General features: G+C 73.9%; 17 protein-coding genes. 10 read left to right on the forward strand and 7 right to left on the reverse strand.

Annotated features, from left to right (window positions below; all coding sequences use genetic code 11):
- Window positions 1-47: 47 nt before the first annotated feature.
- Window positions 48-2,762, forward strand: coding sequence for a hypothetical protein (locus WMF33_RS03390; protein WP_437335784.1), 2,715 nt, complete (start codon window positions 48-50; stop codon window positions 2,760-2,762).
- Between the two features lie 47 nt (window positions 2,763-2,809).
- Window positions 2,810-3,601, forward strand: a complete 792-nt coding sequence (locus WMF33_RS03395; RefSeq protein ID WP_437335785.1) for a hypothetical protein — start codon at window positions 2,810-2,812, stop codon at window positions 3,599-3,601.
- A 43-nt stretch (window positions 3,602-3,644) separates the two neighbouring features.
- On the opposite strand, the gene WMF33_RS03400 is transcribed toward WMF33_RS03395, so the two are convergent.
- Window positions 3,645-4,601, reverse strand: coding sequence for a hypothetical protein (locus WMF33_RS03400; protein ID WP_437335786.1), 957 nt, complete (start codon window positions 4,599-4,601; stop codon window positions 3,645-3,647).
- 397 nt (window positions 4,602-4,998) lie between these two features.
- Between WMF33_RS03400 and WMF33_RS03405 the strand changes: the two genes are divergently transcribed.
- On the forward strand, window positions 4,999-6,390 hold the full coding sequence (locus WMF33_RS03405) for a hypothetical protein (protein WP_437335787.1): 1,392 nt from the start codon (window positions 4,999-5,001) through the stop codon (window positions 6,388-6,390).
- A gap of 15 nt (window positions 6,391-6,405) precedes the next feature.
- On the opposite strand, the gene WMF33_RS03410 is transcribed toward WMF33_RS03405, so the two are convergent.
- Window positions 6,406-7,377 (reverse strand): tetratricopeptide repeat protein, encoded by a 972-nt coding sequence (locus WMF33_RS03410; protein ID WP_437335788.1) that lies wholly within the window; start codon window positions 7,375-7,377, stop codon window positions 6,406-6,408.
- Between the two features lie 467 nt (window positions 7,378-7,844).
- On the opposite strand from WMF33_RS03410, the gene WMF33_RS03415 reads away from it, so the two are divergent.
- On the forward strand, window positions 7,845-9,530 hold the full coding sequence (locus WMF33_RS03415) for a serine/threonine protein kinase (protein WP_437335789.1): 1,686 nt from the start codon (window positions 7,845-7,847) through the stop codon (window positions 9,528-9,530).
- 99 nt (window positions 9,531-9,629) lie between these two features.
- Window positions 9,630-11,819, forward strand: a complete 2,190-nt coding sequence (locus tag WMF33_RS03420; protein WP_437335790.1) for a bifunctional alpha,alpha-trehalose-phosphate synthase (UDP-forming)/trehalose-phosphatase — start codon at window positions 9,630-9,632, stop codon at window positions 11,817-11,819.
- 16 nt (window positions 11,820-11,835) lie between these two features.
- Here the strand turns inward: WMF33_RS03420 and WMF33_RS03425 are convergent, their stop codons facing one another.
- Window positions 11,836-13,383 carry a right-handed parallel beta-helix repeat-containing protein gene (locus WMF33_RS03425; RefSeq protein ID WP_437335791.1) on the reverse strand — a complete coding sequence of 516 codons (1,548 nt, stop codon included), beginning with the start codon at window positions 13,381-13,383 and terminating at the stop codon, window positions 11,836-11,838.
- A gap of 326 nt (window positions 13,384-13,709) precedes the next feature.
- On the opposite strand from WMF33_RS03425, the gene WMF33_RS03430 reads away from it, so the two are divergent.
- The gene (locus WMF33_RS03430) at window positions 13,710-14,327 is read left to right on the forward strand and encodes a Maf family protein (protein ID WP_437335792.1); all 618 of its coding nucleotides are present in this window, start codon (window positions 13,710-13,712) and stop codon (window positions 14,325-14,327) included.
- A 57-nt stretch (window positions 14,328-14,384) separates the two neighbouring features.
- Here the strand turns inward: WMF33_RS03430 and WMF33_RS03435 are convergent, their stop codons facing one another.
- A complete protein-coding gene (locus WMF33_RS03435; RefSeq protein WP_437335793.1) occupies window positions 14,385-15,401 on the reverse strand; it encodes a LacI family DNA-binding transcriptional regulator in 1,017 nt (338 codons plus the stop codon).
- Between the two features lie 369 nt (window positions 15,402-15,770).
- On the opposite strand from WMF33_RS03435, the gene mgtE reads away from it, so the two are divergent.
- Entirely contained in the window at window positions 15,771-17,105 is a 1,335-nt protein-coding gene (gene mgtE, locus WMF33_RS03440) for a magnesium transporter (protein WP_437335794.1), read from the forward strand.
- Window positions 17,106-17,132: 27 nt separating this feature from the next.
- Here mgtE and WMF33_RS03445 read toward each other — a convergent pair whose 3' ends face one another.
- Complete coding sequence (locus tag WMF33_RS03445) at window positions 17,133-17,738, reverse strand: hypothetical protein (RefSeq protein WP_437335795.1); 606 nt, start codon at window positions 17,736-17,738, stop codon at window positions 17,133-17,135.
- 323 nt (window positions 17,739-18,061) lie between these two features.
- Between WMF33_RS03445 and WMF33_RS03450 the strand changes: the two genes are divergently transcribed.
- The 3 genes from WMF33_RS03450 to purU all read left to right on the forward strand — a co-directional run bounded on the left by WMF33_RS03450 (window position 18,062) and on the right by purU (window position 20,190).
- Complete coding sequence (locus WMF33_RS03450; protein WP_061628064.1) at window positions 18,062-18,367, forward strand: hypothetical protein; 306 nt, start codon at window positions 18,062-18,064, stop codon at window positions 18,365-18,367.
- A gap of 123 nt (window positions 18,368-18,490) precedes the next feature.
- Entirely contained in the window at window positions 18,491-19,228 is a 738-nt protein-coding gene (locus WMF33_RS03455) for a histidine phosphatase family protein (protein WP_437335796.1), read from the forward strand.
- Window positions 19,229-19,293: 65 nt separating this feature from the next.
- Entirely contained in the window at window positions 19,294-20,190 is an 897-nt protein-coding gene (gene purU, locus WMF33_RS03460; RefSeq protein WP_061628066.1) for a formyltetrahydrofolate deformylase, read from the forward strand.
- A 224-nt stretch (window positions 20,191-20,414) separates the two neighbouring features.
- Here purU and WMF33_RS03465 read toward each other — a convergent pair whose 3' ends face one another.
- Entirely contained in the window at window positions 20,415-21,038 is a 624-nt protein-coding gene (locus WMF33_RS03465) for a hypothetical protein (protein ID WP_437335797.1), read from the reverse strand.
- A 425-nt stretch (window positions 21,039-21,463) separates the two neighbouring features.
- Complete coding sequence (locus WMF33_RS03470) at window positions 21,464-22,156, reverse strand: glutathione S-transferase N-terminal domain-containing protein (protein ID WP_437339442.1); 693 nt, start codon at window positions 22,154-22,156, stop codon at window positions 21,464-21,466.
- Window positions 22,157-22,200 lie beyond the last annotated feature (44 nt).

Raw genomic sequence — 22,200 nt, forward strand, 5'->3', positions numbered from 1 at the left:
CCAAGAACCGCCCACGCGCTCTCCGCGCCCCGCTACACTCGCCGCCAATGCCGGAGCGCATCGTCGTGTCCTTTCGAGGTACTGCGGCCCTCTCGCGACCGGACAGCACGGACGCGGTCCTGCCGTCGCTCGGCCGCCGCGGCGCCGCGCGCGCGGCCGCGCCGCCCTCGCGCCACCGGGGCGCGCCGCGCGACGCGGGCGCCGCGGCGCGCGGCGAGGAGAGCTACCTCGCGCGGGCGCTCGCGCTGAAGAAGCGCGCCGAGGCGCTCGGCGCCACCCTGTGCGCCTGGAGCGCGCAGACCTTCTCCTTCGAGTTCACGCCGGACGACATCGAGGAGGCGGTGCTGCTCGCCGCGCTCGCCGCGGAGGACGCGTCCGTGCACCCCGACGCGCGCTTCGCGGTCGGCATCGCGCAGGGGGAGATGACGTACGTCGGAGAGGCCGGGCGCTTCACCGCGCTCTCGTGGGGGCAGCCGCTGCTCGTCGCCGTCATGCTCGCCCGCATCGCCCTCCCGGGCGACGTGCTCCTCGACCCCGCGCTGTCCGCCGTCCTCGCGGGCGAGCTCATGACCCTCGGCGCCCACCGCGGCGTCGACGGCGCGCGCCGGGTGCGCGGCCTGCGCCTCGACGCGCAGCAGCCGCTGCGCCGGCAGGTCGCCGAGAGCGTCGCGCGCCTCTCTCGGCCGCCGCTGATCGGCCGCGACGGCGAGCTCGCCGCGCTCGCCGTGCCCCCCGGCTCCCTCGCGCTCGTCCGCGCCGAGCCCGGCGCCGGCGGCTCGCGGCTGCTCCTCGAGCTGAGCCGCGTCCTCGCCCCGTCGCGGAGCCTGTTCGTCGCGCCGATCGGGGCCTCGCGCGAGCCGTTCGGCGCGCTCCGCCGCGCCCTCGCGCGCGCGGCGGCCCGCGCCGAGAAGGGCCGCGCCCGCGCGCCCTCGCTCCCGGATCGGCTGAGCCCCGCGCTCGCGCGGCTCATCGCCGGCGAGGGCGTCGAGCCGTGGACCGCCGCCGAGGTCGTCGCCTCGTGGCTCGCCCCGGAGGGCGCCCGCTCCGGCCTCATCCTGGTCGACGACACCGGCGAGGTCGACGCCGCGAGCCTCGAGGCGCTCGCGATCGCGCTCGAGATGGGCGGCGGCCTGCGCGCCGTCGTCCGGCTCGGGCGCTCGGAGCCGCTCCCCGCGCCGCTCAACGCGATGACCGTCTCCGCGACGGCCGCGCTGGGGCCGCTCTCCGCCGCGGGCGCTCAGGAGCTCGTCCGCCGCCTCCTCGACGGCTGCATCGACGACGCGGGCGCGCGGAGGTGGGCCGCGCGCGCGCCGGCCTTCCCGCTGGCCCTGCGCGAGCTCATCTGCGAGGCGCTGGAGAGCGGCGCGCTGCGCTGGATCGGCAGGAGCGTCGCGCCGCGCCGGCGCAGCGCCGGGCGGGGCGGGCCCGCGCGCACCATGACCGGGGCCGAGCTCGCGGCGCCGCCCGCGTCCCGCGCGATCGAGGGCCGCCTGCGCCTGCTCCCGATCGGCCCGCGCACGGTCCTCACCGCGCTGGCGACGCTCGGCGGCGACGCGTCGGAGTCGGCGATCGAGGCCCTGTGCGACGGCACGGGCGCGCCGAAGGTCGCCGCGGTCCAGGCGGCGCTGCTCGGCGCCGGCTGGGTCGTCCGGCCGGAGCCGGGCTGGCTGAAGCTCTCCTCGCGCACGCTGCGCGACGTCCTGCTCGCGGCCGTCCCGCCGGGCGAGCGCTCCGCGTGGCACCTCGCCGCGGCGCGCGTCGTCGAGGACCACGCGGGGGTGCTCGGCCTCGCCGACGCCGCGTGGCACGCCGCGAAGGCGGGCGACCGGCGCTCCGCGGCCGATCTCGCCGGGCGCGCCGCGCGCGCCGCCGGCGACGCGCTGCTCGAGTCGTCGGCCGCCGAGCTGCTCGCGTTCGCCGACGAGCAGGAGACCGCGAGGGAGCACCGGCTCGACGCGGCGCCGGACAGCACCTCGAGCCAGCCGCCCACCTTCCGCACGCCGATCGAGGTGGTCGGCGACGCGCCGGATCCGCAGCGCGGCGCGCCCGGCTCGGATCGCGCCGCCGACGACGCGTCGCGCGCGGCGGCCGACAGCGCCGCGCGCCGGCGGGGCTCCACGATGCCGGTCGAGAGCGGCGGCGCGCGCGACGGCGCTCCCCGCGCGTCGCGGCCGGAGGGCGCGGCGGCGCCCCGGGACGTGGCGCCCGCGGGCTTCCCTGACGTGGCGCCGCTGGAGGAGGACTTTCCGCTCGCCGACGCCTCGGGCGATCCGCTCGCGAAGACCTCGGAGTCGCCCGTCCTGTCGATGAACGACATCGCGGTCCGCCTCGCCGAGCTGGCCAAGCAGGCGCTCGTCCAGGGCGAGCTCCGCACGCTGGAGCGGCTCGTGGACGAGCTCCGCCGCACCGGCGAGCACCCGGAGCTGGTGGAGCGCATGACCGGGCTGATCTCGCTCGGGCGCGGCGCCAAGGACGAGGCGCTGCGGCGCTTCCGGAGCGCGGCGGAGGCCGAGGCGTCGCCCGCGCAGAAGGCGAGGGCGCTGCTCGCCTACGGGATCGCGCTCGCCGCCGCGGGCCGCACGGAGGGCGCCCTGCTCGAGGCGCTCAGCGCCCTGGCGCGGGCCCGCGAGGCCGCGGATCGCCGCGGCGAGCAGGCGTGCGCGCAGTTCCTGGCGAGGCTCGCGGCCGCGACCGGGCACGAGGAGGCGGCCCGCACGTGGACGCAGGTGGCGCGCCTCGCCGGCGCGGCGCCCCCTGCCTGACGGCGCATCGATTGACAGCGTCGTCGCGGCTGGCCATACCCGCGGCCATGTCGTCTCGAGAGCCCTCCGGCGAGCCTTCCTCCGCGCCGGGGACCGGCGAGGAGCGCGCCGCGGCGGATGCGAGCGACGAGCGCGCCGCGGCGGATGCGAGCGAGAAGCGCGCCGCGCGCGAGGGGCGCGCCGCGCGTCCCGGCGTCGGCGCGCGCTGGATCGCCGCGCTCCTCGCGCTCGCGCTCTCGCTCGGCGCGATCGCCGGCGTCGCGTACCAGCGCTACGCCGCGGTGCACCTGCGCGAGCTCCCGAAGGTCCCCCGCTGCGTCCGTGGGGCGCGGGTCGCGTTGCGCAGGCCGGTCGCGGTGTCCGGCACGGAGCCCCGCCAGACGGCGTCGGGCGAGACGGTCCACCTCACGCCCGGCGAAGACCGCGCCGTCGCCTGCGCCCTGCAGTTCGACGAGGCGCTCGCCCGCCACCTCGCCGGCGCGCTGGCCGAGCAGGCGCCCGCGCGGCGCGCCGCCCGGCTGCTCGAGCTCGTGCGCGACCGCGTGCCGCCGGATCCGGCGCACGACCGCTCGGCCTCCGCCGCCTACATGATGGCCTCGGCGGCCCTGCGCGGCCTGCCCGAGGACGCGCCCGAGGTCCGCGCCGCCGCCGAGGCGCTCGAGCAGCACCACGCCTGCCGCTTCGCCACGCGGCGCGCCTGCCCGACGCGCCCCTCGCCGCCGGCGCTCGTGTGGCTCACCGGCGTCCCCGCGGCGCTGAGCCTGCTCGGGCTGCTCGGGATCGGCCTTGCCGCGAGCGCCGCGCGCTACCGGCGCTGGACCGCGCGGCGGGGCCGCTGATCGCCCGCGCGCCGGCCGCCGAGCGCCCGCCCCCCCGCGCGCCTCAGTCGATCGCCTCGACGCGGAAGCTCGACTGGACCAGGCGGTGGCGCCCCGCGCCGATGTCGGCCACGTCGAACCCGAAGCCCGCGCCCTGGTGGTGGATCCCGCCCGCCGTGGCGCCGCTCGGCATCTTCACCGACGAGCTCACCGTCACGTAGACCTTCGCGCCCTTGGCGAACGCGGCGGTCATCGCGAGGACGCGCCCGGCGAGCTGCGCCGCCGCCTCGCGTGCCACCCGCGCCCAGAGCGCGGCGGCTCCGGCCGTCGACGACAGCGCGCGCACCCCGAGCACCGCGCCGGCGCCGCTCAGCTGCACCTCGAACACCGCGCGCGCCGTCTCGGGCGTCTCGGCGGCGCGCACCGCGTCCGCCACCACGGAAGCGACCGTGCCGGCGGCGGGCAGATCCAGCCCCAGCGTCTTGTCCCGATCGCGCATCGCCTCGCGCAGCACCTCGCCGCCCCTGTCCATCGGCACCTCGCGCTGCGCGGGGGGCGCGGTCGGCGCCGGCGGCGGCGGCGCGCGGTCCGGCAGCACGCCGGGCAGCTGCCACACCGGCACGCCGCCGAGCCCCGCCACGCCCGGTGGCGCCTCGGCGCTCGGCGGACCGTCGTACTCGGAAGGCGGCGCCGGCGCCGGGGCCGCGGCGGGGCCCTCCCGCGGCTCGACCGGCGCCTCCGGCGGCGCGGGCGCCTCCGGCCCGCGGCGATCGCGGCGCGCCGTCCGCGCGAGGGCCGGCGCCGCGTCCTCGCGCGGCCGCGCCCCGTCCGGAGCGCGCGGCTCGTCCTGCCGCGGAGCGAGCGGCGCGACGGGCTCCACCTCGATTTCCACCTCGGGGTAAGCGCCGCTCGATCGGGCCACGAGCGCCGGCGCCGGGCGGTCCGCGATCCGCGAGAGCCACGGGATGGCAGCGTGGAGCAGCGTCGCTGCGAGCAGAAAACGGGCCTCACGGGGGAACAAGCGCGAGCACCTTGCTGGCTGACGGGAAGGGGTGCAAGTGCGCGTTTCATCGCCGCCGTGCTCTGTTCACGGCGCGCACCTCACCCGCGCCGCCGCGAGCACATCGCTCTCGCTCCCCCGCTTCGCCGCCCGGCGGGCTCACCCATGCGTGATCCAGCAGGGCACATCGTATTACGGTCACGCTTAAATCTGCGCGCACGGCACGGTTGCCGCTTGAGCTTGTGGCCGTGCTGGTCGATCCTCCCGCTGCCACGGCGCCTTCCAGGCTCATGGCAGGAGCAGAAACGCAGCGCGGCGCCGCACGTGCAACGCGCTCACCGAACAGAAGCAGCGCCTGGCAACGAAGGCCGAGCGCTACGTCCCCGATGTGAGGAGGCGTATCAAAATGAAGGGAAACGTGAGCGCTGGCAGGTCGCCTGCGGACCTCTCGACGACGCCCACGCCGCCGCCCGTCACCGTGGTCCAGGGTTCCCCGGATCGCGGTCTCCCCCTCGACACGCCGCTCCTCGGCGCGGCGTCCGGTCCGCTGGAGCAAGGGCTGCTCTTCGATCCGCCGCCCCTCGGCGCCGAGCCCGGCCCGCTCCCGCCGGGGTTCGCGCCCGGCCTCGTCGATCCCGCGCCGTCGGGGGCGCCGCTCCACCTCGCCGGGGTCGGGCCGTACGGCTCCTTCTCCGCGCCGTCGCCGCGCGAGCGCCGCGCCCGCACGTGGCGCGCGCTCGGCGCGTTCGTCCTCGCGGCGGCGACCGTGATCGCCGTCGTCTTCCTCACCGCGCGCGGGATCGCCGCGAGGATGCCGGTCAACGGCGAGGCCTTCCGCGCCATGACGCCCGTCAGCCGCGCCCTGCTCCTCGCCTCGCGCTCCGTGGCCGAGGGCGCCGCGGCCAGGGTGCTCGTCGCGCCCGAGGTGTTCGCGCGCTGGCAGGGGGCGACGCCGCCGCCCGAGATCCGGCACGACGGCTACGCGTCGATCCGCGGCGGCGTGCTCTTCACGCCCGAGACGTTCAGGCCCACCGGATCGAGCTACGATCTCGTGATCCATTTCCACGGCAACACCCAGCTCGTCCGCGAGAGCGCCGAGGTCGCCGGGCTGAACGCCGCGGTCGCCGTCATCAACCTGGGCATCGGCTCGGGCGCCTACGAGGAGCTCTACGCGCAGCCGGGCGTCTACGAGAGCCTGCTCGCGGACATCGACCGGGCGCTCGCGCAGCGCGGCCTGCCGACCCCGCGCCTCCGCCGGCTCGCGCTCTCCTCGTGGAGCGCGGGCTACGGCGCGATCGCGAAGATCCTGGAGCTCCGCCGCGGCATCGACGCGCTCGACGCGATCCTCGTCACGGACGGCATCCACTGCGGCTTCGTCCCGGACCACCCGAGCGGGCTCAACACCCTCCAGCTCGCCTCGTTCGCGCGCGCCGCGCAGCTCGCCGCCGCGGGGCAGGTGCTGTTCACGATCACGCACTCGGAGATCGACCCGATCGCGTACGCCAGCTCCAGCGCGACGGCCAACTACCTGCTCGGCGCCGCGGCCGGGCACCCCGTCGAGCGGTCGCCCGCGCTCTCTGCCCCGCCGCACCTGCGCCTGCGCGCGGCCGAGGGCGCCGTCTCGAAGAAGCTCGAGAAGCAGATGATCCCGACCACCGAGGCGACCGTGGGCGAGCTCCGCGTCCGCGGGTTCCGCGGCAACACGCCGGAGCACCACATGGCGCACCTGCTCCAGATGGCCTCGACCGTCCTCCCCGAGCTCGTCGAGCGCTGGCGCGAGGGCGGCGACCCCGCGCCGCCCTCGCCCTGAGCGCGGCCACCCCCGTCAGCTCCGGCTCCGCGCCTCGTCCATCCAGGCATTGATCGCCCCGGCCACCGGGTGATCCGACCCGAGCTCCGCCTCGGCCAGCCGGAGCGCCCGCTCGTAGAGCGGCAGCGCCGCGGAGGGCCGCCCGGCGGCGTGGTGGACCTGCGCGAGCCGGACCAGCGTCGGCCGGAGCGACGGGTGGGCGTCCCCGACGCTCGCCTCCCGCGCGGCGAGCGCGCGCTCGTACAGCGCCGCCGCCTCGGCCGCGTCCCCGAGCGCCTCCCGCGCGGCGCCCAGGTTGTGGAGGATCGACGCGCGCAGCGCCCCCTCCACGGCGGGGTCCGCCTCGGCGATCTCGAGCGCCCTCCGGAGCATCGCCTCCCGCTCGGCCGCCGGGCGGTCCTCCTCGAAGAACGTGGCCGCGTTGTAAAGCGCCTCCGCGACGAGCGGGTGGCGGGCGCCGAGCGCCCCCTCGCGCAGCGCGACCGCCCGCTGGAAGAGCGGCGCCGCCTCGGCGCGCGCCCCCTTCCGGCCGAGCAGCAGGCCGAGCCGGTTGAGCAGCGCGGACAGCTCGAGCGGATCGGGGTCGCGCATCCGGTCGTAGCCCGCCAGCATCCGGCGGAACAGCGCCTCGACGTCCTCGGCCGCCCCCTCGCGCTCCAGGATGGCGGCGAGCTGCTCGAGCAGCCTCGGCAGCGGCGGGTCCGCGCCCGCCCCCGCCGCCTCGGCGATGGCGATCGCCCTGGCGGAGCTCGCGCGCGCCTCGGAGAGCCGCCCCTGCGCGAGCTGCGCCGAGCTCAGCGCGTAGAGCGGCCCCGTGAGCTCGGCGTCCCCGGGGCCGTAGATCTCCTCGGCGATGGCGATCGCCCGGGCGCACGTCGCCTCCGCCTCGGCGTGGCGGGAGCCGGCCAGCTCGGACGCCGCCTGGTCGAGTAGGCGCCGGTACTCTCTCCCCCTCCACCAGCGCCGCAGGGCGCGATCGGGTCGCATCCTTCTCTACTACCTCGTCCCCACCCGCCGGGGCGAGAGGGCCGGCAGGGACGTCCGGCGCCCGCGGCGGCGCCGCGAGGCGGGGACGATCGGAAGAGCGTTGCGCCGGCGCGGAGCAGTGTAATCTGCTCGCAGGGTCTCGTGGTGCGCAGGTGGGATGCAGACGCTCGGTGCCAGCAACTGGCGGTCCTCGTCGATCGGGGCTATGGCGCTCGGCGCATGGTGCAGCGCCTCCCGCCCGGCCTCGGGCAGGGCTTCCGGAAGGGCCCCCGGCAGGGGACACTCGGCCTCGCGGACGGGGCGATCGAGGAAAGGTCGCCAAGGACTTTTCTTCCGTTTAGACTGCCCCGACGGCCCCACGCACCGACGCCCCCCACGATCATGAGGTCCAAGCTCACGCATCGCGAGGCATCGTTACCGAGGGGAGGGCTCGCCCGCGCCCGCACGGGGAAGGCGACGGAGTTCATATGAGTGCCAACGAAAACGTCGTCGATGAAGTAGCGCGCAGCGAGCCGATCGATCCGTTGCTCGGAAAGGTGCTCAACGGCAAGTTCAAGATCCTGTCCATGCTCGCGACCGGCGGCATGGGCACGATCTATCGCGGCGAGCAGATCCCGCTCGGGCGCCCGGTGGCGATCAAGGTCCTGATCCCAAACCAGGCGTCGCGGCAGCTCGACCCGAACTTCCACAAGCGCTTCTTCCTCGAAGCGAGCATCCTCGCGCGCCTCCAGCACCCGAACATCGTCACCGTCTTCGACTACGGCCGCATCGAGGCCGACGATCAGGACCGGTTCTTCATGGCGATGGAGTTCCTCGAGGGCGAGACGCTCTTCCGGCGCGTGCGCCGGCAGGGGCGCCTGCCGCCGCCCGAGGCGATGCGCATCGCGCGGCAGATCGCGCGCGGGCTGCGCGAGGCGCACAAGCACGGCGTCGTCCACCGCGACCTCAAGCCGTCGAACGTCATGCTCGTCTCCAACGAGGACTCGGAGGAGGCGGTCAAGATCCTCGACTTCGGCCTGGTGAAGCAGCTCGGCGACGACTCGGAGGAGCTCACGCAGCAGGGCGCGTTCCTCGGATCGCCCCGCTTCATGTCGCCCGAGCAGATCTCGCACGGCAAGGTCGATCTCAGGACCGACATCTACTCGCTGGGCGTGATCCTCTACCAGATGCTCTGCGGGAAGGTCCCGTTCGAGTCCGAGAAGTCGATCCAGATCCTGATGGCGCACCTCCAGCAGCCGGTGCCGCGCATGAAGGATCGGAACCCGGACGTCGACATCCCGGAGCCGCTCGAGGCGCTCGTGATGCGCTGTCTGGCGAAGGATCCGGACGGGCGGCCCGCGACGATGGACGCGCTCATCCAGGGCCTCGGCGAGTGCGCCCGCGGCATGGGCGTGACGACCGCCTTCGGCGGCACGCAGATCACCTCGTTCGAGTCGCTGCCCGGCGTGCAGATCTCGTCGCGCTCGTCGACCGTGCAGGCGCTCAAGGAGGCCGTGACGCTCCCGGCGCCGTCGACCGACGACGAGGCGAGCGGCCGCACCTCCGGCGTCGGCACGGGCGTCTCGGCGGCGACCACGGCGGACGCGTCGAAGGGCGCCGCGGGCGCGCAGGAGGCGCGCCCCGGCGGCGGACGCAAGGCGGCGATCCTCGCCGCCATCGGCGCCGTCGTCGTGGCGGCGGTCGTGTTCGTGCTGACCCGCAGCCCCGCGCAGAGCGAGGCCACGACCGATCCCCCGCCCGCCGCCGCGCCCCCGCCGGCGACTACGCCGACCGATCACAAGGGCGCGCCGTCGTTCATGCTCATCATCGAGTCGATCCCGCCGGGCGCCGAGGTCCTCGAGGACGGCAAGTCGCTCGGGCTCACGCCGCTCCAGCTCTCGATCGAGAACGAGCAGGTGCGCGCGGCGCCGCGCCGGCTGACGCTGCAGAAGGAAGGCTTCCAGCCCTACTCCATCGTGCAGGGGCCGTCCGAGATGTCCGTCCAGACCGTCGCGAGGCTCGCGCAAGTGGCGGCGCCGGCGAAGACGGAGGAGCCCTCCACCTCGGGCAGCAAGAGGAACTGGGGCCGCACCGTTCGCCCGGCCGCGCCTCCGCCCACGACGAAGCCCTCCACCCCCGAGAACACGGCGCCCCCGATCCGGATCGACCGCTGACGTTCAGGACGAGCCCTACGATCCGTATCGGCTCGTCCTGGATTCGCGCCGCCGCGAGGGCGCGGTGCCGTCGCCATGCGCTAGCTTTTTCGCTCGCGCATGTCCCGCCTGCTCATCGTCTCGAACCGCCTCCCCGTGACCGTCCACGTCGATCAGGGCGACGTCTCCGTCGTCCCGTCGGCGGGCGGCCTGGTCACCGCGATGCGGAGCCCCCACGAGCGCCACGGCGGCCTGTGGCTGGGCTGGCCGGGCGACGTCTCGCGCCTCGGCGCGGCGCAGCGCGCGGCGCTCGAGGAGCAGCTCCGGCAGCTCGGCACCGTCCCGGTGCACCTCACGCCGGCCGAGGTGAGGCGCTATTACGACGGCTTCTCGAACGGCGTGCTGTGGCCGCTGTTCCACTACCTGACCGAGAAGGTCCACCTCGACGCCCGGCGCGACTGGGAGACCTACCGCGAGGTGAACGAGCGCTTCACCGAGGCGATCGTCGCGCAGCACAGGCCCGGCGACCGCGTCTGGATCCACGACTACCAGCTCACGCTCGTGCCGGCGATGCTGCGCCAGCGCATCCCGGACGCGCGGATCGGCTTCTTCCTGCACATCCCGTTCCCCGCGGCCGAGGTCTTCCGGAGCCTGCCGTGGCGCGAGCAGGTGCTGCGCGGCATGCTCGGCGCGGACGTCGTCGGGTTTCACACGGCGTCGTATCGGTACCACTTCGTCTACTCCGCCGCGCGCGTGCTCGGCCTCGATCCCGACCTCGAGACGCTCGCGGTCGAGGGGCGCAAGGTGCGGCTCGGCGTCCACCCGATCAGCATCGACGTCGACGAGTTCGTGCGGCTCGCCCGGGACGAGGAGGTCCGCGCCGAGGCGCGGCGCATCCGCGAGCGCGCCCAGGGGCGGAAGATCGTGCTCGGCATCGATCGGCTCGACTACACGAAGGGGATCCCGCGGCGCATGCTCGCGATCGAGCGCTTCCTCGAGCGCGAGCCCGAGCTCCGGAGCAAGGTCCGGTTCATCCAGCTCGCGGTGCCGACGCGCGAGAAGGTGGACGCCTACGCCGACTTCCGGCGCACCGTGAACGAGCTCGTCGGCCGCATCAACGGCAGCTACGCGACGCTCGACGACGTCCCGATCCACTTCCTGCACCGGTCGATGCCCATGTCCGAGGTCGTCGCGCTCTACCTCGCGGCCGACGTGATGATGGTGACGCCGCTGCGCGACGGGATGAACCTGGTCTGCAAGGAGTACGTGGCCTCGCGGATCGACGACACCGGCGCCCTCGTGCTGAGCGAGTTCGCGGGCGCGGCCGCCGAGCTGATCGAGGCGCTCCCGATCAACCCGTACGACATCGACTCGGTGGCCGCGACGATCAAGCGGGCGCTCGTCATGCCGCCGTCCGAGCAGCGCGTCCGGATGCAGGCGCTCCGGCGCCGCGTCGTCACGCACGACGTGCACCGCTGGGCGCACGGCTTCCTGAACGAACTCGAGCGCGCGTGCAGCGCGGCGCCGGAGGTCGGGGCGGTCCGGCGGCGCACCGACGCGCCCCAGCTGAACACGATCGCGAGCGCCCGCAGCGCCCCCTCGCTGGTCGTGATGCTCGACTACGACGGCACGCTCGTCCCGCTCGCGGCGATGCCCGAGCTCGCGCCGCCGGACGAGGAGCTCATCGCGGATCTGCGCGAGCTCGCGGCGCGCCCGCGGACGCAGGTGCACGTGGTGAGCGGCCGGCCGCGCGAGGATCTCGAGCGCTGGCTGGGCGAGCTGCCCATCAGCCTGCACGCGGAGCACGGGTTCTTCTCCCGCGCGGCCCCCGGCGAGCCCTGGGTCGCGCTCCGCGAGGCGTCGCTCGACTGGAAGCCGCGGGTCCGCGACATCCTCCAGGGGTTCGTCGACCGCACGGCGGGCAGCTTCATCGAGGAGAAGGTGGCGTCGATCGCGTGGCACTACCGGTCGGCCGACCCGGAGCTCGCCAGCCAGATGGCGCGCGAGGTGCCCGCGAAGCTCGAGGAGGTGCTGCGCGAGCGCGATCTCGAGCTGATCCCCGGCCGGAAGGTGCTGGAGGTGCGGCTGCGCGGCGTGAACAAGGGGGCGATCGTGCCGCGGGTGCTGGCGACGGTGCCGCCCGAGGCGATGGTCGTCGCGCTCGGCGACGACCGGACGGACGAGGATCTGTTCGCGGCGCTCCCCCCGACGGCCCTGACCGTCCACGTGGGCGGCGGGGAGAGCTCCGCGGCGTTTCAGCTGCCCGATCCGGCCGCGGCGCGGCGCTTCCTGCGCGCGCTCGTGGCGTGAGCGCCCGCGCTGCGGGTCACGCCCTCTGGCGGCGGCCGCGGCGCCGGAGGGCGGCGCCGAGGAGCGCGGTCGCCGCGGCGGCGGCCGCGCCCGAGCCGGCGAGCGGGGCGCCTGCGAGCGCGCCGCTGACGCTGCACGCGCCGGCGCGCTCGAGGGCCTCCTCGTCGGCGGCCGCGGCGCGGTCTTCGGCGTCCGCGCCGTCCGCGGCGCCGCTGTCGATCTCCGCGCCGTCGCCGCCGGTGTCATCGCTGTCCGCGCCGTCGCTCTCGGCCGCGGCGCCGCTGTCGGCGGCGGCAGCCCTCATGGCGATCGTCGCGTCGGCGAGGCCGGGCCCGAACTCGTAGGCGCCGATGTCGATCGCGCCCGCGGTCGGCCGCTGCGGCGCTCCGCTGGCCGCGCGCACGCCCCTGGCGGGGGCGAACCGCGGCGCGGCGAGCGGGCTCGGGAACGGGTGCCCGGCCGGGCTCGGCGTCCACCGGGCGCCGGCGTCGACGAGCGGGCTGCCCGCCGACGGGCGGAGGTCCATCGAGCCGACGTCGGCGAACCCGGGATCGGCGCCCTGCAGCGTGCCTGTCCACGCCGCGGGGATGGCCGAAGAGCCGGACGGGACCCAGTTGTTCGCGCCCGCGATGAGCGCCGCCCCCGTCACCCAGCTCGCCGACCTGTCGACGTAGACCTCCACGCCGCCGCCGCCGCGCCGATAAAACACGTTGTTGCTCATCTCGACGCTCTCGATGCCGTCGTACATCCGGATCGCCGGCCTCGAGCCGGGGGCGAGCAGGAACGTGTTGTTGACGAACCGGAAGCGGCCGAACGTCTGCCCCGTCCCGTCGCCCCCGACGCGCGCGACGAAGTGCTGTCCCGTCTTGACGAAGACGTTGCCGACCACGTCCGAGTCCTCGCGCGCGAGCCCCTCGTCCTGGCCGTCGGGCCCGATGAGCTCGATCTCGTGGTATTTCGCGCCCTCGATCCAGTTGTAATAGATCTCGTTCCGCTCGGCGCGGCTCTTCACGTTGTTGCCGCCGTTGCCGTCGTGGACATAGCAATGCCGCATGCGGAACACCGAGCCGAGGCGCGTCTCCTCGTCGGTCGCGATGTAGATGGGGTGCCTGGTGTCGCCGGAGCCGCACGCGTAGACCTCGACGTACTCCAGCGTGAACGAGCCCGACTCGGAGTCGGCGCCCAGGATGCCGTGGCCAGGGCAATCGTGCACCACCGCGTCGCGGACGGTGACGTCGTGCGCGCGGTTGAACACGCAGCGGCTCGCGCCGCCGGTGATCTCGAATCCTTCGAAGGTGTAATGATTGCCACCGAAGACCACCGTGTTCGTCCCTCCGGACAGGACGGGGCGGCGGCCGTTCACGCGGACGCCGCGGATGGTGATCTTCTGCGCTTCGGTGCCGGATTTCTTGAAGATCACGTCCCCTGGATAGGTCGCGTCGCCCTGGACCTCGACCACATCCCCGGCAGCGAGGCGAGGGGCGATCTCCGCGAGGCTCGAATACGGCTTGCCTCGACCCACCTCGTACGTCGCTCCGCTCGCCGGCGAGGCCGCGAGCAGCACCGAGAGCCCGATGCCCGGCGCGACGAGAGAGAGCGTGACGAGGTGTCTTGTATTGAGTTGCTGCATCGCCGCAATCTCACGTCCTGAGGAGTCGAATTGCAAGCTGCTTTTTAATGAAATGCATGATGGGTAATTCAGGCGACACCTTACGGCGGTCAATGTACGCCGTTCTTTCGCGGATCCCCGGGGTTTTGGCCATTGCTGACTCTCCGTGTCCGCAGGCAGATTCGATGGAATGAATGCAGTCGGCGACGTTCGAGCGGCGCGCGGGGCAGGGGAGCCGGTCCCCCTCGGCACGGGCGTCGTTCCGTGCCATGGATCCGGCCATGTTCCGGATTGTCCTCGCCTCCACGTCTCCTTTCCGGAGGGCGCTCCTCGATCGCCTCGGGCTCGCGTACGAGGCCGCCCGGCCGGCGTTCGACGAGATCGCGCCCGAGGGGCTGCCGCCCGTCGCCTGCGCCCGCGCTTTCGCGGAGGGGAAGGCGCTGAGCCTCGCGGCCGCGCACGAGGGCGCCCTCATCATCGGCGCCGACCAGGCGCTCGATCTCGACGGCGAGCTCCTCCGCAAGCCGGCGTCGCTCGACGAGGCGGCGGACCAGCTCGGTCGGCTCGCCGGGCGCGTCCACGCCCTCCACACCGCCGTCGCGGTGCACGCGCCGCCGGGGCTGCCGCTCGCGCCCGGGGAGCCGCGGACGCTGACCGAGGTCGTCACGGTGGAGCTCCGCGTCCGGCCGCTCGACCGCGCGCAGATCCAGCGCTACGTCGCGCTGGATCGGCCGATCGGCAGCGCGGGCGGGTACCTCTTCGAGAAGCACGGGCCGTGGCTGTTCGACGACGTGCGCCACGCCGACGAGACCGCCATCGTGGGGCTGCCGCTCGTCCCGCTCTGCCGCCTCCTGCGCCGCTTCGGGGTCGATCCGCTCGGCCTGCCCGCGCCCGCGTGAGCGCAGAGCCGCGGGAGCGGCGCGCGCCGGCGCGAGCCGCCGCGGGAGCGGCGCTCGTCAGCGCGAGCAGCCGCAGGAGCGACGGAGGACGAGCTCGACGGCCAGCCGCGGCTGCGGCTCCTCGGCGCCGCGCTGGCCGCTCTGGACGAGCCGCACGAGCTCCCGGACGGCGAGCCTCGCGACGAGCTCCGTCGGCGGGCGGACCGTGGTGAGCGCCGGATCGAGGTGCCGCGCGGGGCCGATGTCGTCGAACCCCACCACCGACACGTCGGCGGGGACGCTCCGACCCTCGCTCCGCAGCGCATCCATCGCGCCGATCGCGGCGGCGTCGCACCAGCCGACGACCGCGTCGAACGGCGCCTGCTCGCGGAGCCACGCCATCGTCGAGGCGCGCGCCTCCTCGGCGCTGAGCCCGCTGCGGCAGAGGCGCGGATCGACCGGGAGGCCGTGGCGCACGAGGGTCGCCCGATACGCCTCCTCGCGCCGCCCCGCGTCCTCGTTCCCCGCGGGGCCCCGCAGGAACGCGACGCGACGCCGGCCGTGCGCCTGGATCAGGTGCTCGACCGACTCCCGCACGCCCGCCTCGTTGTCGATGGCGATGCTCGGCAACGAGAGGCCCGGCGGCGGCGTTCGATAGACGAGGAGCGCCGGGAACCCCTCGGCCGCGAGCCGCCTCAGGCTCGCCTCGCCCATCGCGGAGCCGAAGATCAGGACGCCATCGGTGTTGTGCCGGCCGAGCATCCGACGCAGCGAGCTCTCCGAGCGCAACGCGATGAGGAGATCATACCCCTCCTCGGTGGCCGCGCTCGCGACGACCTGGAGGAAGCTCGACATGAACTCGGTGCCGATGGTGGGCAGGAGAAAGCCGAGCGAGCCTGTCCGGCCCTGCGCGAGGCTCCTCGCGGCCGCGTTCGCCACGTAGCCGAGATCGCGTATCGCGGCGAGCACCCGCTCGCGCGTCTTCGCGCTGCACTTGCCCCGATCGTTCAGGACCCGGCTGACCGTCGCCGGCGACACCCCGGCGTGCCGGGCCACCTCCTCCATGCGCACCGTCGGCCGAGCGCCGGAGTTCATCGTGACAGCCTCAGGCGAAGATTTCATATTGCAAGACAAGCCGAAGGAAAGCGCTTCCATCCTAGTCGTCGCGGCGGGCTTCTGTCAAACCGAACTCCGCGTGTCGACACGGTTTGATTGGCCGAGGAAAAATTCGAGGATATCGGAATGCGCCGGAGGGCGATTGGGCCGCCCCAGGCGGAGCGCTGACGCGTAGCGCTGGCCGCTGGCGCAGGCGGGCGGCGCGGCCAGCGCGGCCGTGGCGCGCGCGTTGCTAACCGGCTGATCACCGTGGATCGAGGGTCGAGCTTGCCGCTCAGCCCCTCTGACTGAGCACCTTCTGCCGGGCGACGCCGACGGGGCGGGCCAGGCGCTCGACGAGGTGAGGCGATGATGGAACGCCCGCCCATCCAGGCGAACGAGACGCTCTCGGCCGCCGAGCTGTCCGTGTCGTGGCCGGCCCTGGAGAACGAGGAGCGGGTGCAGGCCTATCGCCGCCTGCGGCGCGAGGAGGCGGAGGATTTCTTCCAGGGCCTCCCCACCGCCGACCAGGCCGCGCTCCTCGCCGCCCTCACCAAGGGCGAGCGGAGGCTGTGGCTCCGCCTGCTCGCGCCCGACGACGTGGCGGACATCCTCCTCGAGGTGTGCCCGGCCGCGCAGGAAGAGCTCCTCTCGCTGCTCGACGAGCCGACGCGCCGGGAGGTGAGCGCCCTCCTCGCCTACGCGGAGGACGAGGCCGGCGGGCTCATGAGCCCGTGGTTCGCGCGCGTGCGGCCGGAGGCGACGGTCGACGAGGCGATCAGCTACCTCAAGCGGCAGGCCCGGGATCACCTCGAGACCGTCTACTACGGTTATGTGCTCGACGCCGAGCAGCGGCTGCGCGGCGTGGTGTCGCTGAGGCAGCTCATGATCGCGCCCGGCCACCTCCGGATCAGCGACGTCATGAAGACCGACGTCGTCTCGGTCAACGAGGACGCCGACCAGGAGGCGGTCGCGCGGCGCTTCGCGGAGCACGATCTCGTGGCGATCCCCGTCGTCGACGGCGAGGGCCGCATGAAGGGGATCGTCACCGCCGACGACATCGTGGACGTCGTGGAGGAGGAGGCGACCGAGGACATCCAGAAGCTCGGCGGCATGCAGGCGCTCGACGCGCCGTACCTCCGGACCCCGCTCTTCAAGATGCTCGGCAAGCGCGCGGGCTGGCTCTCCGCGCTGTTCGTGGGCGAGCTCCTCACCGCCACCGCGATGGGGCACTACGAGGACGAGATCGCCCGCGCGGTCGTGCTGGCCCTCTTCGTGCCGCTCATCATCTCGAGCGGGGGCAACTCCGGATCTCAGGCGACGACGCTGGTCATCCGGGCGATGGCGCTCGGCGAGATCCGGATCGGCGATTTCTTCCGCGTCAGCCGCCGGGAGCTCGCGTCGGGCCTCCTGCTCGGCGGCATCCTCGGCGGGATCGGCTTCCTGCGCGTCCTCGCCTGGGAGCAGCTCTTCGGGGCCTACGGGCGGCACTACGTGCTGCTCGCGCTGACCGTGGCCATCAGCCTGGTCGGCGTCGTGACGTGGGGCACGCTGGCGGGCGCGCTCCTGCCGTTCGCGCTCCGGGCGCTCCGCTTCGACCCGGCGAGCGCCTCGGCGCCGTTCGTCGCGACCCTCGTCGACGTCTCCGGGCTCGTGATCTACTTCAGCGTGGCCGAGCTCCTGCTCCGCGGGATCCTGCTGTGAAGCGGGCGGCGGCCGCCGCGGCGCGCGCTAGGGGTCGACGCGCGACGCGAGGTAGCGGGCCGCGTAGGCGCCGATCACGCGCGCGTCTTCGCGCCAGCGGCCGCCCATCGTCAGCTTGTCCGCGTCGGCCGCGCTCAGGGCCGTGTTCGGGATCGGCGACGGCGTGCGGCTCGAGAACTGGACCTCGTCGAGCACCTTGCCGTCCCGCGTCGTGATCCGCAAGGTCAGCCGGATCTGGCTGGGAGCCGAGGAGACGACCGCGTAGAAGCCGGGGTTCATGTAGCCGACATAGGGCTTGAGCACGAACGGCGCCGAGGTCGTGCCGGCGGCCTCCGCGACCTCGATACCCTCCTCCTTGGCGTCTTCGACCAGGGCCTTCGCGAACTCCTCGTTGATGGAGTCCTTGTCGGCCATGAAGCGCTGGTAGTCGTCCCCGTCCTTGCCGGCGAGGTACCGGTCCTCGGACTGGTCGATGATCTGGAGGCCCACGAAGTCGATGGGCATCAGGGCGAAATACCGCTGGCCCACGAACGGAGCGGGGCTCGCCTGGGTCACGACGCGCCAGCTCGGCGCGCACCCGACGAGGGCCGCGGCGCCGAGCAGCGCGGCCGCGATGAAGCTGCGACGGTACATGAGATCTCCTTCAGGGGCCCGCCTTGTAGGCCATGTCCGAGCGCGCTGGCAAGCGCGGCCCCGCGCGCCGGCAAACGCCGCCCGCGGGCCGCGTTTGCCGGCGCGCGGGGCCCCGGGCGGCGGCGCGGCGGGGCCCCGGCGATCGGCCCCGGCGCCTCCTCCGGCCCGGACGGGCCGGCTCCCTCGCTCGGGAGCGCGCTCGCCGCGGCCGTGTGCAATGGGCGGACATGAGCCGAGCTGGCCTGTCGAATGCATGTCGATACGACAGATGCACTCGCTACCTCGTACGCGGATGCATTTTCATCGACGTTGGAGGTGAGCTCATGGTCCCGCATTTCGTAGCAGGCCTCTTCGGCCTCTTGCCCATCGTGGTATTCCCGGCGTTCGGCGTCGATCCGCCGGAGGACGCCGGCGGCAGCGGCGCCCAGGTGGGCGGCGCGTCCGAGCCGGGGAGCCCCGGCGAGCTTGGAGAGAGCGGCCCGCGGTTCGTCTACTCGATCTCCTGCATCGAGGGCAGCACGGGAGAGAAGGCCTTCCGCACGGCCGACGATTTCTGCAGCGCCCTGCGCGGCGAGCAGGTCTGCTCGGAGAGCGCGGCCTTCTTCGCGCTCCTCCACGGCTGCCCCTGAGCGCCCGCGCGGCCGCGGCACAAACCCTTGACATTCGAGGGGGGCCTTGCTCTTCCTAGCGGGCGCGGACCGCCCCGCGCGGCCGTCCCCCTCGCCAGGTCGCGCGCCTCGGAGGCTCAGATCGTGACGAACCTCTATCTCATCCGGCACGGAGAAGCGCTCGTCAACGTGAACCATATCGTGGGCGGGATGCGCGGGGACACCGGGCTGACGTCGCTCGGGATCCTCCAGGCGGAGCGGCTGCGCGATCGCCTGGCCGCGACGCGCGAGCTCGCCGCCGACGTCCTGATCGCGAGCTCCTTTCGCCGGGCGCAGCAGACCGCCGAGATCGTCGCCCCCGCCCTGGGGCTGCCCGTCACGCTCGACGACGACGTCCAGGAGCTCCGCCCCGGCGAGGCGGACGGGATGCCCGTCGGAGAGGCGATGGTGCGCTATGCGATCGATTTCGAGCGCGAGCCCTACCGCCCGGCGAGCCCCGGCGGGGAGAGCTGGGCTCAGTTCATGCTGCGGGTCTCCGTCGCCCTCGATCGCATCACCCGCGAGCACGAGGGGCGGACGATCGCGATCGTCACGCACGGCGGCTTCATCGACGTCGCGTTCCTCCACTTCTTCAAGATGAACGCGCTCGCGTTTCCGGTGGCGCACTTCGCCACCCGCCACACGTCGCTCACCCACTGGCAGCGCCGGCGGCGCTGGGGTCGCGCGGAGGCCTGGCACCTCCTCTATTACAACGACAGCGCCCACCTGCGCGACGTCGAGCGCACCGTGCGCATCCCCTGGGCGGAGCTCTCCACGCTGGCGCCCAGGGGCGCGGAGGATCCGTCGGGGCCGCCGTCCTCGGAGAGCGGCGAGGGGCGCTAGCGCCCCCGCCGGCCCGCCGCGCCCCGCGCTTGCGCCGCTGCCTCGGGGCGAGCACCATGGCCCGCATGACGGGTCCTGTCCACGCAACCTTCCTCGTCGCCGCGCCCGACCAGCCCGGGCTCGTCGCGCGACTCGCGGGCTTCTTCTACAACATCGGCCTGAACATCATCGACGCGAGCAATCACACGGATGCGTTCACGGACGAGGGACCGCGCTTCTTCATGCGCCTCGTCGTCGATCTGTCCGGTCTCTCGTCGCCGGCCGCGGTCACCGCCCTGGGCGGCTCGGCCACCCGCAGCGCGATCGAGGCCGCCTTTCGCGAGCTCGCCACGTCGCTCTCGGCGCGCTGGTCGGTCGACTACAGCGATCACGTCCCGAAGATGGCGATCCTCGTGACCAAAGATCCAGCGTGCCTCTACGATCTCGTGCTCCGGCAGCGCGCGGGCGAGCTCCGCTGCGAGATCCCGCTCGTCATCTCCAATCACCCCACGCTCGAGGCGGTGGCCGAGAGCTTCCGAATCCCCTTCTTCTGTCTCCCGATCACCCCGGAGACGAAGCGCGAGCAGGAGCGCCAGGTGCTCCACCTGCTGAAGAGGCACCATGTCGATCTCGTCGTCCTGGCGCGGTACATGCAAATCCTGTCCGAGCAGATCCTCGATGAAGGGCCGCCCGTCATCAACATTCACCACGGGTTCCTGCCCGCGTTCCAGGGCGCGAAGCCGTACCATCAGGCGCACGCGCGCGGCGTGAAGCTCATCGGCGCGACGGCGCACTACGCCACGCGGGACCTGGACCAGGGGCCGATCATCGAGCAGGACGTCGCGCGCGTGAATCACCAGCTGGGTCCGGAAGAGATGACCCGGGTGGGGCGCGACGTGGAGCGCCTCGTCCTCTCCCGCGCCGTCCGGGCGCACCTGGAGCGGCGGGTCATCGTCGAGGGCCGCCGGACCGTCGTGTTCTGACAGCCCGAGGCGCGGAGGATCCAAGGGCGGATCCTGCCCTGCGCGCGGCTCCCCCCGGGGCTCGGACGAGAGGGGATCGGACCGCCGAGACGCCGCGGGCACCGGGGAGACCGCGAACGGTCTCCTCGGGTCCTGGCGTCTCGGCGGCCTCGCGCTCCGGATCGCCGTGCGGGGCGCGGCCCATGACGGCTCCGGTGAGCCGGAGGGGCTCGCGCGCGGGGAGATCAGGGGTTGCGCTGCTGGCCGAACCCGCCGGTCTGGCCCGTGGCGCCGGGCGCGAAGGCCGACTGCTGGCCGACGCCCAGCTGGCCGATATGGCCGTAAGCGCCCGATTGACCGATGGCCGTCTGGCCGAGGGCGGCGGTCTGGCCAACGCCGGCGTACTGGCCCATCTGGCCCAGCATCGCCTGGCCGGATTGCTGGGCGCCGTAGCCGAACCCAGCCTTCGACGGGATCTCGCCCTTGCTCGGACCGTAAGAGCCCTTGCTCGGACCGTAAGAGCCCTTGCTCGGACCGAAAGAGCCCTTGCTCGGGCCGAAAGAGCCCTTGCTCGGACCGAAAGAGCCCTTGCTCGGGACGAGCCCCGCCTGGCTGGGGACGAGCCCCGCCTGGCTGGGGACGAGCCCCGCCTGACTAGGGATGAGCCCCGCCTGGCTGGGACCGAGCTGGGACGTGCCCATTCCCACGTATCCGCCCCGCGCCCCTTCGAGCGCTTGCTCGGCCGACGCGATCGAGGCCTCGTCGAGCTCGGCTTGATCGAGATCGGCCTCCTCGGCGCTCACCGCGCAACCGGCGGCGAGGGCAGCGAAAAGAACTGCAGGCACCAGCATCTTGCTATGCATCGACATGATCGGTTCCCCCCGATGTCCGCGAGGGCCCAGCAGGCCCAGACATCTCGGCTCACCGCAGAGCAGAGTGTGTGCCTGTTCGACGTGTGCATACGTTTCCGCTCCCGGCATGCTTGACGTTGGCGCGGCGGAAGATGCAGCGCGCGCGACCGGCGTCCCGGTCCAGCCAGGGCGCACCGCTCCTCCGGTGCGCAGGGCGATGATCCGCCCGCGAGGCGCGTCGCGCGACGGCCTCGCCCTGCTCGGAAGCGCGTCGCTCGGGCCGCGTGTGCATCGCCGGGGCGCCGGGACGGGACGGTTCGTCCGAGGTCGACCCGTCCGCCCAGGCCGCAGCCACGTTCACGAGGCGTTGCGCGCCCGCGACGCTCGAGCGCACCGCCGCGGGGCGCGGAGGCCGCGCCTCACGCGCGCCGCGGACGGGCGGCTCACGCCTGGGGCTTCTTGCCGAACAGCCAGCGCTTCGCCTCGTCGTCGATCGACTGGCTCTGGTTCCGCAGCTCGCTCCCCGCCGCGAGCCCCCGCGCGACGGCCGGCCGCGCGCGCACCGCGTCGATCCATCGCTTGAAGTTCGGGAGCTCGTCGGCGGAGACCCCGTACCGATCGTACAGCATCGCCCAGGGGAAGCTCGCGACGTCGGCGATCGAGTACTCGCCCGCCAGGTAGGGCCGATCCGCGAGCCGCTTGTCCATCACGCCGTAGAGCCGGCGGACCTCGTTCGTGTAGCGCTCGATCGCGTACGGGATCTTCTCCGGCGCATACTGGCCGAAGTGCCCCGCCTGACCGCTCATCGGGCCGAGGCCGCCCATCTGCCACATGAGCCACTGGGTCACCTCATAACGACCCCGGACGTCCGAGGGGATGAGCTGGCCCGTCTTCTCCGCGAGGTAGAGCAGGATCGCGCCCGACTCGAACACCGAGATCGGCGCCCCGCCGCCCGGCGGATCGTGATCGACGATCGCGGGCATCCGGTTGTTGGGGCTGATCGCGAGGAACTCCGGCTTGAACTGATCGCCCCGCCCGATGTTGACCGGGATGAGCTTGTACGGGAGGCCCGTCTCCTCGAGCATGATGCTGATCTTCCAGCCGTTCGGGGTGGGCCAGTAATAGAGGTCGATCATCGTGCGCTCCGTCTCCGTGGTGTGTCGCCGATCGCGACTGCGTG

It is taken from the genome of Sorangium sp. So ce394 (assembly GCF_051474665.1).
GTDB classification, from domain to species: Bacteria; Myxococcota_A; Polyangia; order Polyangiales; family Polyangiaceae; genus Sorangium; species Sorangium cellulosum_D.